This window comes from Paraburkholderia sp. AV2, from assembly GCF_054968425.1.
Genome location: NZ_JBANLK010000008.1, coordinates 26,549 through 39,751 on the forward strand (window position 1 = coordinate 26,549; position 13,203 = coordinate 39,751).

Annotated in this window: 12 protein-coding genes; 9 read left to right on the forward strand and 3 right to left on the reverse strand. The window is 67.9% G+C overall.

The annotated features are described in order from the left end of the window. The 3 genes from purE to V8683_RS08335 all read left to right on the forward strand — a co-directional run bounded on the left by purE (window position 1) and on the right by V8683_RS08335 (window position 2,890). On the forward strand, window positions 1-519 hold the full coding sequence (gene purE / locus V8683_RS08325) for a 5-(carboxyamino)imidazole ribonucleotide mutase (RefSeq protein ID WP_411188565.1): 519 nt from the start codon (window positions 1-3) through the stop codon (window positions 517-519). A gap of 87 nt (window positions 520-606) precedes the next feature. Then, window positions 607-1,836, forward strand: coding sequence for a 5-(carboxyamino)imidazole ribonucleotide synthase (locus tag V8683_RS08330; RefSeq protein WP_411188566.1), 1,230 nt, complete (start codon window positions 607-609; stop codon window positions 1,834-1,836). Between the two features lie 13 nt (window positions 1,837-1,849). After that, complete coding sequence (locus tag V8683_RS08335) at window positions 1,850-2,890, forward strand: L-threonylcarbamoyladenylate synthase (protein ID WP_411188567.1); 1,041 nt, start codon at window positions 1,850-1,852, stop codon at window positions 2,888-2,890. A 114-nt stretch (window positions 2,891-3,004) separates the two neighbouring features. On the opposite strand, the gene V8683_RS08340 is transcribed toward V8683_RS08335, so the two are convergent. The 3 genes from V8683_RS08340 to dacB all read right to left on the reverse strand — a co-directional run bounded on the left by V8683_RS08340 (window position 3,005) and on the right by dacB (window position 7,141). Next, window positions 3,005-4,252, reverse strand: a complete 1,248-nt coding sequence (locus V8683_RS08340; protein WP_411188568.1) for an SGNH/GDSL hydrolase family protein — start codon at window positions 4,250-4,252, stop codon at window positions 3,005-3,007. Between the two features lie 104 nt (window positions 4,253-4,356). After that, on the reverse strand, window positions 4,357-5,289 hold the full coding sequence (locus V8683_RS08345) for a sterol desaturase family protein (protein WP_411188569.1): 933 nt from the start codon (window positions 5,287-5,289) through the stop codon (window positions 4,357-4,359). A 211-nt stretch (window positions 5,290-5,500) separates the two neighbouring features. Then, window positions 5,501-7,141 (reverse strand): D-alanyl-D-alanine carboxypeptidase/D-alanyl-D-alanine endopeptidase, encoded by a 1,641-nt coding sequence (gene dacB, locus V8683_RS08350; protein ID WP_462848045.1) that lies wholly within the window; start codon window positions 7,139-7,141, stop codon window positions 5,501-5,503. 240 nt (window positions 7,142-7,381) lie between these two features. Here dacB and V8683_RS08355 point away from each other — a divergent pair, with 240 nt between their 5' ends. From V8683_RS08355 to V8683_RS08380, 6 genes are all read left to right on the forward strand, one after another. Next, window positions 7,382-8,044, forward strand: a complete 663-nt coding sequence (locus V8683_RS08355; RefSeq protein ID WP_411188571.1) for a response regulator — start codon at window positions 7,382-7,384, stop codon at window positions 8,042-8,044. Window positions 8,045-8,117: 73 nt separating this feature from the next. Continuing rightward, a complete protein-coding gene (locus tag V8683_RS08360; RefSeq protein ID WP_411188572.1) occupies window positions 8,118-9,419 on the forward strand; it encodes an ATP-binding protein in 1,302 nt (433 codons plus the stop codon). Window positions 9,420-9,569: 150 nt separating this feature from the next. Next, window positions 9,570-11,063, forward strand: coding sequence for a DegQ family serine endoprotease (locus V8683_RS08365; RefSeq protein ID WP_411188573.1), 1,494 nt, complete (start codon window positions 9,570-9,572; stop codon window positions 11,061-11,063). 231 nt (window positions 11,064-11,294) lie between these two features. Next, window positions 11,295-11,789, forward strand: coding sequence for a peptidase associated/transthyretin-like domain-containing protein (locus tag V8683_RS08370; protein ID WP_411188574.1), 495 nt, complete (start codon window positions 11,295-11,297; stop codon window positions 11,787-11,789). A 238-nt stretch (window positions 11,790-12,027) separates the two neighbouring features. Beyond that, on the forward strand, window positions 12,028-12,402 hold the full coding sequence (locus V8683_RS08375) for a DUF427 domain-containing protein (RefSeq protein WP_411188575.1): 375 nt from the start codon (window positions 12,028-12,030) through the stop codon (window positions 12,400-12,402). A 31-nt stretch (window positions 12,403-12,433) separates the two neighbouring features. Next, complete coding sequence (locus V8683_RS08380; RefSeq protein ID WP_411188576.1) at window positions 12,434-13,177, forward strand: CoxG family protein; 744 nt, start codon at window positions 12,434-12,436, stop codon at window positions 13,175-13,177. The last annotated feature ends 26 nt before the right edge of the window (window positions 13,178-13,203 follow it).

Genomic DNA, 13,203 nt, shown 5'->3' on the forward strand with positions numbered 1-13,203 from the left:
ATGAGTGAAGTCCAGACGGCTCACCAGCATGCGGCGCCGCTCGTCGGCGTGCTGATGGGCTCCAGCTCCGACTGGGAAACCATGAAGCACGCGGTCGCGATCCTGCAGGAATTCGGCGTCGCGTACGAGGCGAAGGTGGTCTCGGCGCACCGCATGCCCGACGAGATGTTCGAGTACGCCGAAAAGGCCCGCGAGCGCGGCCTGCGTGCGATCATCGCGGGCGCGGGCGGCGCGGCGCATCTGCCGGGCATGCTGGCGGCCAAGACTACCGTGCCCGTGCTCGGCGTACCGGTGGCGAGCCAGTATCTGAAGGGCGTGGATTCGCTGCATTCGATCGTGCAGATGCCCAAGGGCGTGCCGGTTGCGACCTTTGCCATCGGCGAAGCGGGCGCGGCCAACGCGGCGCTCTTTGCCGTCTCGATCCTGAGCGTCACCGACGTCGAATACGCGAACAAGCTCGCGGCTTTCCGCGTGCGCCAGAACGAAGCCGCGCACGCGATGGCGTTGCCAGCGCTGTGAGTGCCACCGTCGGGGCGGGGCTTCCTGCCTCGACGTTAAACCCCCGGTCTGTCCGCGCGTCGCGGCCAGCCGCGACCGACCATTGAAATGAACCCTGACAACACTCCGGTTTCACCGATCCTGCCCGGCGCCTGGCTTGGCATGGTGGGTGGCGGCCAGCTCGGCCGCATGTTCTGCTTTGCGGCCCAGGCGATGGGCTATCGCGTCGCCGTGCTCGACCCCGATGCGGGAAGCCCGGCGGGCGCCGTCGCGGACCGCCATCTGTGCGCGGCCTACGACGACGAAGCCGCGCTCACCGAGCTTTCGCGCCTGTGCGCCGCCATCTCGACCGAATTCGAGAACGTGCCGTCCGCGAGCCTCGACGCACTCGCGAAGTCCACGTTCGTGGCCCCCGCCGGGCGCTGCGTGGCCGTGGCGCAGGACCGCATCGCGGAAAAGCGCTTTATCGCATCGGCGGGCGTGCCGGTGGCGCCGCACGTGGTGATCGAGTCGTCCGAGGCGCTTGCCGCCATCGACAATGCCACCCTCGCCGCCGTGCTGCCGGGCATTCTCAAGACCGCGCGCCTGGGCTACGACGGCAAGGGGCAGGTGCGCGTGGGCAATGCCGACGAAGTGCGCGAGGCGCATGCCGCGCTCGGCGGCGTGCCGTGCGTGCTGGAAAAGCGCCTGCCGCTGAAGTTCGAGGTGAGCGCGCTGATCGCGCGCGGCAGCACCGGCGCGAGCGTGGTCTACCCGCTCGCGCAGAACACGCACCGTAACGGCGTGCTTTCGCACACGATCGTTCCGGCGCCCGACGCGGGCCCGGCGCTCGTGCAGCAGGCCCAGCAGGCGGCGCTGCAGATCGCGGCGAAGCTCGGCTACGTAGGCGTGCTCTGCGTGGAATTTTTCGTGCTGGAGGACGGCTCGCTCGTCGCCAACGAAATGGCCCCGCGCCCGCACAACTCGGGCCACTACACGACCGACGCATGCGCCACGAGCCAGTTCGAGCAGCAGGTGCGCGCGATGACGGGCATGCCGCTCGGCGATACGCGTCAGCACTCGCCGGCCGTGATGCTCAATATCCTCGGCGACGTGTGGTTCCCGGCCGGTGCCGGCGAGGCCAAGGCCCCGCAGGGTCCCCGTTCGGGGTCTGCGCCCATCACGCCGCCGTGGGACCAGGTGGCCGCGATGCCGGCTGCACGCCTGCATCTGTACGGCAAGGAAGATGCGCGCCCGGGCCGCAAGATGGGCCACGTGAATTTCACGGCGGCCACGCTCGAAGAAGCGCGCACGGCCGCGCGAGACTGTGCGCGCCTTTTGCACATCGTCACGAGCTGACAAGCCCGACGCCATGACCGATCTGCAATCCGGCGCCGTGCCGCCTCCGACCGACGCCGATATCGACGAGGCTGCCGCGTTGCTCGACGCGGGCGAACTGGTGGCGTTCCCGACCGAGACCGTCTACGGCCTCGGCGGCGACGCCGCGAGTCCTGACGCTGTCGCGCGTATCTATGCGGCCAAGGGACGGCCGGCGAATCACCCGGTGATCGTGCATCTGCCGCCAGGCGGCGATCCCGGTTACTGGGCGGCCGAGTGGCCCGAGACGGCGCAGAAACTCGTTGCCGCGTTCTGGCCCGGTCCGCTCACCCTGATCGTCAAGCGCCATGCGCGCATTCCCGATGCGGTGAGCGGCGGCCAGGACTCGGTCGGGCTGCGTTGCCCGTCGCATCCGGTCGCGCAAAAGCTGCTGGCGGCATTCTCGAAGCGTCGCGGCGGCCACGGCGGTATCGCCGCGCCTTCGGCGAACCGCTTCGGCCATGTGAGCCCGACTACGGCGCAACACGTGCGCGACGAGTTCGGCAAGGCCGTGCATGTGCTCGACGGCGGCGCGTGCGACGTCGGTATCGAATCGACGATTCTCGATTTGTCGCGCGGTTTTCCCGCGCTGCTGCGCCCCGGGCACATCACGCCGGACGATATCGCACGGGTGCTCGGCGAGGCGCCGCGTCTGCCGGATGGCTCGGACGCCACGGCGCCGCGCGCCTCCGGCACGCTGAAGGCGCACTATGCGCCGCGCACGCCGCTCGCGCTGCTGCCGTTCGAGGCGCTGGAGCCGCTGCTGGCAACGGCGGCCGCACAGGGCGAAGCGGTGGCGCTGGTGGCGCGCGCTTCGCGCGCGCTCGCGTGGGCGAGTGCGCCTCACGTGCATTTCGTCGCCGCGCCGGAAGACCCCCAGGCCTACGCGCGCGAACTCTACAGCCTGCTGCGCGCGCTCGATCGGGCGAATGTCGCGCGCATTCTTATCGAAAAGTTGCCGGAGACGATCGAGTGGATCGCCGTGAACGACCGACTTGGGCGGGCTGCGGCGGCGTTCGAGGCGCAGGGGGAGTAGGGCGCGTTGCGCGCCGCGCAATCCATCGGTCGAAAACAAAAACCCGGCTTGCTGGAAGGCGAGCCGGGTTTTTTACATCGAAGGCGCTCCAAAAAAGAGCGGGCGGCAGAACGCTTACTTCCCAAGCCCCGTCTTTGCAATCGTCTGCTCGACGAACTGGGCGAAGAGCGCATGCGTATGGGTGGTCGGGTGGACCGTGTCCGCGAAGACATAGCTCTGGTCCGCGCCCGCGACCGTGTAGGTGGACGGCGAGCAGAACAGCGACGAGCCGAACTGCGTGCCGTACTCCGCCGCGGTCAGGCCGGTACCCGCGAGCACCGACGGGTTCTTCTGCGCGTAGGCCGTTGCGTTGGCTTCCATCGCCGCGAGATTGCAGGCGGTGCCGGTGTTCGACACGGTGAAGCCCAGCGACTGGTAATCCGGCAGCAGGACCGTATCGAACCACGTGAACGCATCGGCGATGATCACGGCGCCGGACTGGATCTGCGGCGCGATGAGCTGCTCGACCATGCCGTTGTACGCGGCGCTGATGCCGGTCAGCAGCGCCGCGGCGCCAGCCTGCTGGGCGTTCGCTGCCACGCCGAGCGGCGTCTGGCCGATATCGGGTACGGTCATGAACACCACGTGCTTCGCGCCCGAACTGACGATGGTCTGGATCTGCTGCGCCATCGCCGCGGCGGCCGTGGCGATCTGGGCATTGGTTTGCTGCAGGTAGCCGGCGATGAATTCCACCTGGCCGGCCTGCGTGGCCGGCAGTGCGCCGTTCTGCACTTCCACCGGGTATTCGGTCTGCAGCGCCGTGCCGAGCGCGGTCAGGTTTGCGGTCGTCGCCCACTGGAAGATGTCGTTAGCGCCGCCGTCGACCAGGATGAGCTGGTTCGAATTGAACGCCTTGTAGGTGCTGAGGTAGTTCTGCACCTGCGTCACGACCGGCATCGTCGTGGCCGCGGCGTTGTCCGGCGCCCAGCCTTCGCCTTCGGCCAGGACCACGTCCGCGCCGCCCTGCGCGTAGCCGAGGCCGCCCGTGGCATAGGGCGTCACGCCGAAGCCGCCTTCGAAGGCCGGTGTAAGTGTGTTGCCATAGTATTGGGCGACGTTCTGCGTCCACACCTGGCCCGGGTTCGTCGTGAAGCGGCCGCCGCCGAAGCCCGGCAGGATGTTCGGCGAATAGGTGCCGGCGTCGGAGAGACTGTCGCCGAACGTCACGACCTGCAGATTGACGCCGCCCGGCGGCGTCGAACTGGAGCTGCTGCTTCCCCCGCCACCGCCGCCGCAAGCGGCCAGCAGCGCGAAGGCCGCGCTCGCCATGGCGATCTGCGTCGTGCGCAGCAGCGTACGGTGTCCCGGTGCTCGATGCTTCATATTCACTTCATCTCCTCTGTTGTGGCCTTTGATGCCATGTAACGCCGGCCTTGCCTTGTTTCGCGGTTTCCCCTTGGGGCGAGGCCGACAGACTACCGAATCTTTCAGGCTTCGCGCGATCCCTGCGCGCCCCTGGTGTTGTTTTGTTGCGGCACCCAGGCTTCTCCACCGGTCAGGGCGATGCGTTGCGCATGATGTCGCACGGCCCATTCGGGCGGCGCGAACAGCGCAGCGCAGCGCTCGCGCCAGCCGCGCATCCGCGTGAAGTCGCGCGCCATCGAAATCCACTCGTGGAAGGTCGCCTTGAGCGGGTTATACGTATCGAGCGGCTCGACGATGCCGTACACCGGCGGATCGCCCGCGTCTTCCTCGACGTAGCTGCCGAACAGCCGGTCCCAGATCGCGAGCACGCCGGCGTAGTTGCGGTCGATATAGCGGTCGTTGCGGGCGTGATGAACGCGATGCATCGAAGGCGTATTGAGCACGTACTCGAGCCAGCCGAGCTTGCCGATGGCCTGGGTATGGACGAAGAACTGGAACGCGAGATTGACGAGCACGATGCCGACGATCTGCATGGGCGTGAAGCCGATCAAGGCAAGCGGAATCCAGAACATCCACATGCCCGCGACCGGGTACATGAGGCTCTGGCGAAACGCCGTCGAGAGATTGAGCCGGCCCGACGAATGGTGGACCACATGTGCAGCCCAGAGCCAGCGCACGCGGTGGCTCGCGCGATGAAACCCGTAGTAGAGGAGATCCTGGGCGACGAACAGCACGATCCACGCGAGCCATCCGGGCTGCCACGAAACGATGCGGAAATGCCGGTAGACGTAAGCGTAGACGGGGATCGCGACGAGCCAGGCGAGCTTGTCGGCGCCCTGGTGCATCAGCGCGAGCGCGGCGTTGCAAAGCGTGTCGGGCCAGCTATAGAGGGTAGTGCCGGGCCGCGTGCGGGCGAAGTGCCAGGCCTCCCAGCCGATGCCGGCGAGAAAGACGGGCGCGAGCGCGAGCAGCAGCCATTGCGCATCGAACTGCATGAGCGTCCTCCTCCTCCGTCCCGGTGGCGGCGCTGCGGTGCAGCGCGGCATTGTTGTCCGTTCGTTGTCCTGTCGCGCCGGCGCGCGTTGCTTGCGCGCCGCCGGACGATGCCCGTCAGGGTACACGTCTAACGCGCGCGCCTCACGCGGCTTTGCTAGAGGAATGCTTCGGTCCACCGCCCCCGGGACGGGCGGCGCGGCCGATGTGTGCTCAGTACGCGTGGCGGCGTTGCGGGTTTTTACGGACCGGCTTGGGCGCGCGCTTCGGATGCGCCTGCACGTACATCGGCGCCTCTTCCGGCATGCCGTTGTAGACCCATTCGAGCAGGGCGTCGTGCGCTTCGCGCGCGCCTTCCGCGTGCGGATCGTTGATGATGCTCACGACGATCCACGTCTCGCCCGTTTGCGCCGCGACGTAACCTGCGATTGCGCGCACGTCGCGCAGCGTGCCGGTCTTGATATGGGCGTTGCCCTCCACCGCGGCATGGGTGAGGCGGTTGCGCATCGTGCCGTCCACGCCGGGCACCGGCAGCGAGTCGATGAACGGCTGGGCCACGGGGCTGGCGTTCGCGGCCTGCAGCAGGTTCGCGAGCGAGAGGGCGCTGATGTGCTCCTCGCGCGAGAGGCCGCAGCCGTTGTCGAGGACGAGTTCGGGCATGTTAATGCCGCTCTTGCGCAGGAACGCGCCAACGGCGGCCGCGGCCTTCGCGGTGGTGGCGGGCGGCTTGCCCTCCACGGCGCCGAGCGTGAGGAACAGATTGCGCGCCATCACGTTATTGCTGAACTTGTTGATGTCGTGCACGACGTCGGCAAGCGGCGGACTTTCGTGAACCGCGACAACGCGCGCCTGCGGCGGCACGACGCCGTTCTGCACGGTGCCGCCGAAGGTGCCGCCCGCTTGTTGCCATAGCGCGAGGAAGCCGTCGGCGAAGAAAGTGCTGTGGTCGACGGGCGCGGCCATGTTGATCGTGCGCTCGCCGCAGCGAAGCGCATAGCTGCCGTCGAAGCTCGCGGTGACGAGGCCGTTCTGGCCGGGGACGATCTGCGGCGAGGGGAGGAGGCCCCGGCAGGCGCCCGCACGCTCGCGGACCCGGTTGTCGATCTGCCACTGCGCGACGGGCGGCACGACGTCGATCGTCACGCCGTCGCGCGAGGGCGCGAAGGTGAACGAGAGCGACTTGAACGCGTACATCAACGGATCGGGGCCCACGTTGTAGGGCGCATTTTCGTCGCCGTCGAACGAGGGCAGATCGCGTGTCGACACGTCGAACTCGCTCTTGTCGAGCACGAGCGCGCCCTCGATGCGCGCAATGCCCGCCGCGCGGATCTTCTGCACGAGGTCGATCAGTTCCTCGGGCACGAGTTTCGGGTCGCCCGTGCCCTTGATGTAGAGATTGCCGTGCAGCGTGCCCGCGGCGTCGACCTCGCCATCGGTGTAGGCAGTCGTTTTCCAGCGATAGTCGGGGCCGAGCAGCGCAAGGCCGCTGTAGGTCGTGACGAGCTTCATCGTGGAGGCGGGCATCATCGGCTGGCCGGCATTGACCGCGACGCTGGGCTGGCGGTCGCCGACCTTTTCGATCACGACGCTGATTGCCGAAAGCGGCACATGCGCATGTTCGAGTCCGGCCATTACCGAGGGCGGCAGCGTGGTGCTCACGTTGACCGTGGGCAGGCGCGCGCCCTCGGGCTGGGCGTAGGCCGCGGGCACAGCGGCGCAGCCCGCCGCGAGAAAGGCGCAGGCGAGGCGGATCGCCGGCAGCGTGCGCGCGGCGGTGCGCGGCGCGGGACGGCGTGCCATAGAGCGAAATGTAGTGCGAAATACGGAGCAAACGCGGGACAGCGCGGGGGGCATCGAAGCGGGCAGCAGCGTGGCAAGCATGAGAGCGTCGGACGAAAGCGGGCAGTGCAGGGGCGGCGTGCGCCGCAAAAGCGCACATTGTAAAGACCTCGCGTGGCCCGCGCGCAAACTCACCACAAAAAGCCTGCGATTTGCCGTGCGCGGTCCGCTGGCGCCACGGTGCATCCGGGGCGCTAGAATGCAACTGTCCGAACCCTGTGCAAGGCGGCTGCGCCGCCTTGCCGTTTGATTACGATGCGAATACTGCTAGTCGAAGATGACCGCATGATCGCCGAGGGCGTGCGCAAGGCGCTGCGCGGCGAAGGTTTTGCGGTGGACTGGGTCGAAGACGGCGACTCGGCGCTTTCGGCCGTCACCGGCGAACCTTACGATCTGATGCTGCTTGATCTGGGCCTGCCCAAGCGCGACGGGCTCGACGTGCTGCGCACGCTGCGCGCGCGCGGCCTTTCGGTGCCGGTGCTGATCCTCACGGCGCGCGACGCGATCGCCGACCGCGTGAAGGGGCTCGACGCCGGCGCCGACGACTACCTGATCAAGCCTTTCGATCTCGACGAGCTCGGCGCGCGCATGCGCGCGCTGATCCGGCGCCAGTCGGGCCGCAGCGAGTCGATGATCCGGCACGGTTCGATCACGCTCGATCCGGCGTCGCATCAGGTGACCCAGGACGGCGTGCCGATCGCATTGTCGGCGCGCGAATTCGCGCTGCTCGAAGCGCTGATCGCGCGGCCGGGCGCCGTGCTTTCGAAGAGCCAGCTCGAAGAGAAGATGTACGGCTGGGGCGAGGAGATCGGCAGCAATACCGTCGAGGTGTATATCCACGCCCTGCGCAAGAAGCTGGGCGCCGACCTGATCCGCAACGTGCGCGGGCTCGGTTACATGATCGCGAAAGACGCGTGACACGACCCGCTTTGCATGGGATGGGACGAGGCGCTGAAGCGCCGGGTTCCATCGACAGGAGATCCACGCGCCGATGAGTTCCATCCGACGACAACTGCTGTTCTGGCTGCTCGCGCTCGTCGTGGCGGGCGTCGGGCTCGCGGGCTGGCTGATCTATCGCCAGGCGCTGGCCGAGGCCAACGAGCTGTTCGACTACCAGTTGCAGGAGATCGCCGAGGCGCTGCCCTCGGAGCCGTTCAACGAAATTCTGAGTTCGCGCGATACCGGCAATGAAGGCATCGTCCTGCAGATCTGGAATCGCAACGGAGTCCTGATGTATTACTCGCACCCGCGCGCGCCGCTTGCGCCGCGCGCCGAGCTGGGCTTTTCGACCGAGCGCACCGACCGCGGCGACTGGCGCGTGTATGGCGCGATCGTCGGCGACAACGTCGTGCAGCTTGCCCAGCCCGTGTCGGTGCGCAACCGGCTTGCCGCGAACGTCGCGCTGCGCACGCTGTGGCCGCTGATCGTCCTGTTGCCCTTTCTCGGGCTGGCGGTCTGGCTCGTCGTGGGCCGCGGGCTCGCGCCGCTCGCGCGCGTGGCGCGCGCGCTCGATACGCGCCATCCCGAGGCGCTCGACCCGTTGCCCGAGCAACGATTGCCGCGCGAAGTCATGCCGCTCGTGCACGCCCTCAATGCGCTGCTCGATCGGCTTGCGCAGGCGATCGACACGCAAAAGGCCTTTGTCGCCGACGCGGCGCACGAACTGCGCACGCCGCTCGCGGCCGTGCAGATCCAGGCGCAACTGGTTGCGCGCGCAAAGGACGACGAGACGCGCCGCGAGGCGCTCGGCGATCTGCAGGCGGGCGTCACGCGCGCCACGCGTCTCGCCGAGCAGTTGCTCGCGCTCGCGCGCTCCGAGCCCGATGGGCATGCGCGCGAGTGCAGCGTCGACCTGCACGCGCTGCTCGACGATTGCGTCGCGGCCTATGCGCCCGTCGCGCAGCAGCGCGGTGTCGATCTCGGCATCGAGGAGAGCGCGGCGGCGTCGGTGCATGGCGATGCCGATGCGCTGCGCGTGATGCTCAACAACCTGCTGGACAACGCAACGAAATACACGCCGCCGGGCGGCCGCGCGGATGTCTGCCTGCGCGTGGAGGACGGGCATCCCGTCGTGCGTATCGCGGACAGCGGTCCGGGAATTCCCGTGGAGGAGCGCAGCCGTGTGTTCGACCGCTTCTACCGCGTCGGCCCCGGGGCGGCGCGCGCCCGCACCGACATTTCGGGCACGGGGCTCGGTCTCGCCATCGTGCGCCGCATTGCCGACCAGCACGATGCCAGAATCTCGCTTGGCGATTCGGCTGCGGGCGGTCTGCTGGTCGAGGTGCGTTTCTGATGCCAACGGCATGCCACGCGCCGCCACCTGCCGCTACGATCAGCCGCGGGGAACTTTTCCGCATGGGGCGCAGCGTGCTTAAGGCTCTTTTAAGTGACACCCCTTAGTCTTCGTATCGTCGTGACAGTACGCCGCTTCAAGGAGTCCGCAATGAACACCAAAGTCTTCACCCGCAGTGCCGTGGCGATCGCCGTTGCCGTCGCGTTGTCGGCGGGCTACGTGGCGGGTCGCCGCGACGTTCCGGCCCCGCAGGTCATCACGCCGGCGCAGGCCGCGATGATGCCGGCGGAAGCGGCCGCCAAGACCGGCATTCCCGACTTCTCCGGACTCGTCGAAACCTATGGGCCGGCGGTCGTCAACATCAGCGCGAAGCACGTGGTCAAGCAGACGGCGATGAAGGGCGGCGGTCCGCAACAGCTGCCCATCGATCCGAGCGATCCGTTCTACCAGTTCTTCAAGCACTTCTACGGCGGCGTCCCCGGCGGTGGCGGCGACGACGGCGGCCAGTCCGATGCGCCTAGCACGAGCCTCGGCTCCGGGTTCATCATCAGCCCGGACGGCTATATTCTGACGAATGCGCACGTCGTGGACGGCGCGAACGTCGTGACCGTGAAGCTCACCGACAAGCGTGAATTCAAGGCGAAAGTGGTCGGCGCGGACAAGCAGTCCGACGTCGCCGTGCTGAAGATCGACGCGAAGAACCTGCCGACCGTGAAGATCGGCGACCCGCACCAGAGCAAGGTGGGCCAGTGGGTGGTCGCAATCGGTTCGCCCTACGGCTTCGACAACACCGTGACCTCGGGCATCATCAGCGCCAAGTCGCGCTCGCTGCCGGACGAGAACTACACGCCTTTCATCCAGACCGACGTGCCGGTCAACCCCGGCAACTCGGGCGGCCCGCTCTTCAACCTGAACGGCGAAGTGATCGGCATCAACTCGATGATCTACTCGCAGACGGGCGGCTTCCAGGGCCTTTCGTTCGCCATTCCGATCGACGAGGCGATGAAGGTCAAGGACGAGCTCGTCAAGACCGGCCACGTGAGCCGCGGCCGCCTCGGCGTGGCGGTGCAGTCGATGAACCAGACGCTTGCCAACTCGTTCGGCATGGACAAGCCGCACGGCGCGCTCGTAAGTTCCGTCGACGCGGGCGGTCCGGCCGCGAAGGCGGGGCTCAAGCCTGGCGACGTCATTGTCGCCGTCAACGGCCAGGCGGTGGACGACTCGTCCGACCTGCCGTCGATGATCGCGGGCATGAAGCCGGGCACCAAGGCCGATATCCAGGTGTGGCGCGACAAGTCGACGAAGGACTTCAGCGCGACCATCGGCGCGCTCTCCGACGCGAAGGTGGCGTCGAGCGACGGGCAAGGCGCGCAGATGCAGAGCCGGCTCGGCGTGGCGGTGCGTCAGCTCACGCCGGACGAAAAGAGCAACGACTCGGTCGATCACGGCCTGATGGTCGAGCAGGCGGACGGCGCGGCGGAGAATGCCGGCATCCAGCCCGGCGACGTCATCCTCGCGGTGAACGGCCGTCCGGTGTCGACCGCCGACCAGCTCAAGCAGATGATCGCGCAAGCCGGCAACAGCATTGCGCTTCTGATCCAGCGCGACAACGCGCAGATCTTCGTGCCGGTCGATCTCGGCTGATTGTCGGCTGATCCCGGGCTGATCGTGCCCTTTGTGTTAATCGCTGCCGCTGTTGGCCTCATGCCACGGTGGCAGTGTCGTTTTCGGAGGCCGGTCCGTTCGCCCGCCGTGCCGCGATCCGCAACATTTGACACAGAAATCACCTATATCTATTGGTTCTTCGGCTGGACGATGCGGGCATGCTCTTTGCGCGTCCTCATCTCCCAGGCAACCTGTAAAGGAGCGGTCACAATGAAAACGTCCATCTCCACACGTCCCATCGCTTCGGTCCTGCTCTCTGCGGCGCTCGCGCTCGGTTTCATGGGGACTGCCGCGGCGCAGCAAAACAACGCCGGCGGCACGGTCGGCGGCTCGAGCGCCGACAATACGAGCGCCGGCAACGTCAACGGCACAGGTATGCCGCAGATCCAGCAGCAGGGCGACGTGTCGTTCGTGTCGGGCGGTGTCGGCCAGGACGAATCGAAGGCGCTGCAACACGCCGAGCACCGGTGGCCGCTCGCGCTGCGCTTCACGGGGCCCGGCGGCGAGTTTCTTGCCGACGTGCGCGTGCAGATCGCCGACGCGCACGGCGCAAACCTCCTCGACACGACGTCGCGCGGTCCGTACATGCTCGTGAAGCTGCCGCCGGGCCGCTATACGGTGCATGCGAGACACGCGGGCGTCGACAAGACGAGCGCCGTGACGGTGGGCGCGAACGGCGGCGCTCGCGCGGCGTTCAACTGGTAAGACGGCGCCCCCGGCTGGGCGGCGTGCCGCCGCCGGAGTTTGCGCGATCGGGTTGAGCAATCGAGCGGACTTTCGCCGATAATGAAGGCAGGGCTGGCCGCGCGCTGCAGGCGCGCCAGCCGGAAACGGTGCGCGACGCTCATGCGCCGTGCGCATGGCATCGGCCCGGCGGGCGCAGACTCGCCGGCCAGACGGGACGCCCCGCGAGGCGCCGCCGCGATCAGACAGGGAGCCGGACATGGCGAACACCGCCAATGAAAAGGACGCCGGTCATCGCATCGACATCGGCGCGAATCGCCATCGCGTGCGCGTGATCCATGGCGGGATCACGATTGCCGACACGCTTGCGGCCCTCACGCTATCGGAAACCGGCTATCCCGACGTGTTCTATATTCCCCGCGCCGACGTGAACATGGCGCGGCTCGAGCGCTCCTCTCGCACGTCGCGCTGCCCGTACAAGGGCGAGGCGTCGTATTTCCATCTGCGCACCGAAGACGGTCGCGTCGAGGACGTTGCGTGGAGCTACGAAGCGCCGATCGAGGGCGCAAACGGCATCAAGGGCTATCTGGCGTTTTACGCTTCGCGCGTGGACCGGATCGATCAGACATCCTGACCGGTACGAACGCGCATTCGGGGGAGCCGCCATGGAACTGAACGACGCATTACGCATTCCGCTTGCGCCGTCCGTCGTCTGGGAGGCGCTGCAAGACAGCGCGCTCGTGCGCGCGAGCATGGAGTACTGCGAGTCGTTCCGGCGCCTCGCGCCGGGCGAGTTTGCGCTGACGCTGACCGTGCCGCTCGGGCCGTTGCGCGCGCGCTACGAAGTGCGCGCTCACATCGCCGGCGATGCCTCGCAGGTACCGACTACGCCGCGCCGCGTGCTGAGCTTTCGCGCGCGCGCCGACGGCATCGGGTCGCTGCGCGGGCAGATCGACATCGCGCTGCGCGCCGACGATCATCCGGGCGGGCCGGCCGGTCTCCTGAAGGGCGCGAACACGCGCATCGACTACTCGCTCTGGGCGACGCTCACGGGGCCGCTCGCCGGATTGCCGTCGCGCCAGCTCGAAAATGCGCTGCGCGAAGTCGCCGACGATTTCTTCACCGAATTCTGCGCCGTCATCGAAGCGAAGCACGGCAAGGCGCCGAATCGCGCCGCGGGCAAGGAGCCGCGCCGCAGCCACGTGTTCCTGCGGCCGATCAATCTGGCGGGTGTCGCGCGCCGCGCGCATCTGTTGCCGCAGCACACCGGGGGCACGCTGAGCGGGCGCGCCGCCAGCACATTGCACCCCGAACCCACGCCCCACGCCATGCCCAACTGGGCGTGGGCCGCGCTGATCTTCTTCGTCGCGCTGCTGCTATATGCGGCGCGGCGCTTCGCCGAAAGCTGACGCACGCCGAAGCACCGCCCCGAAGC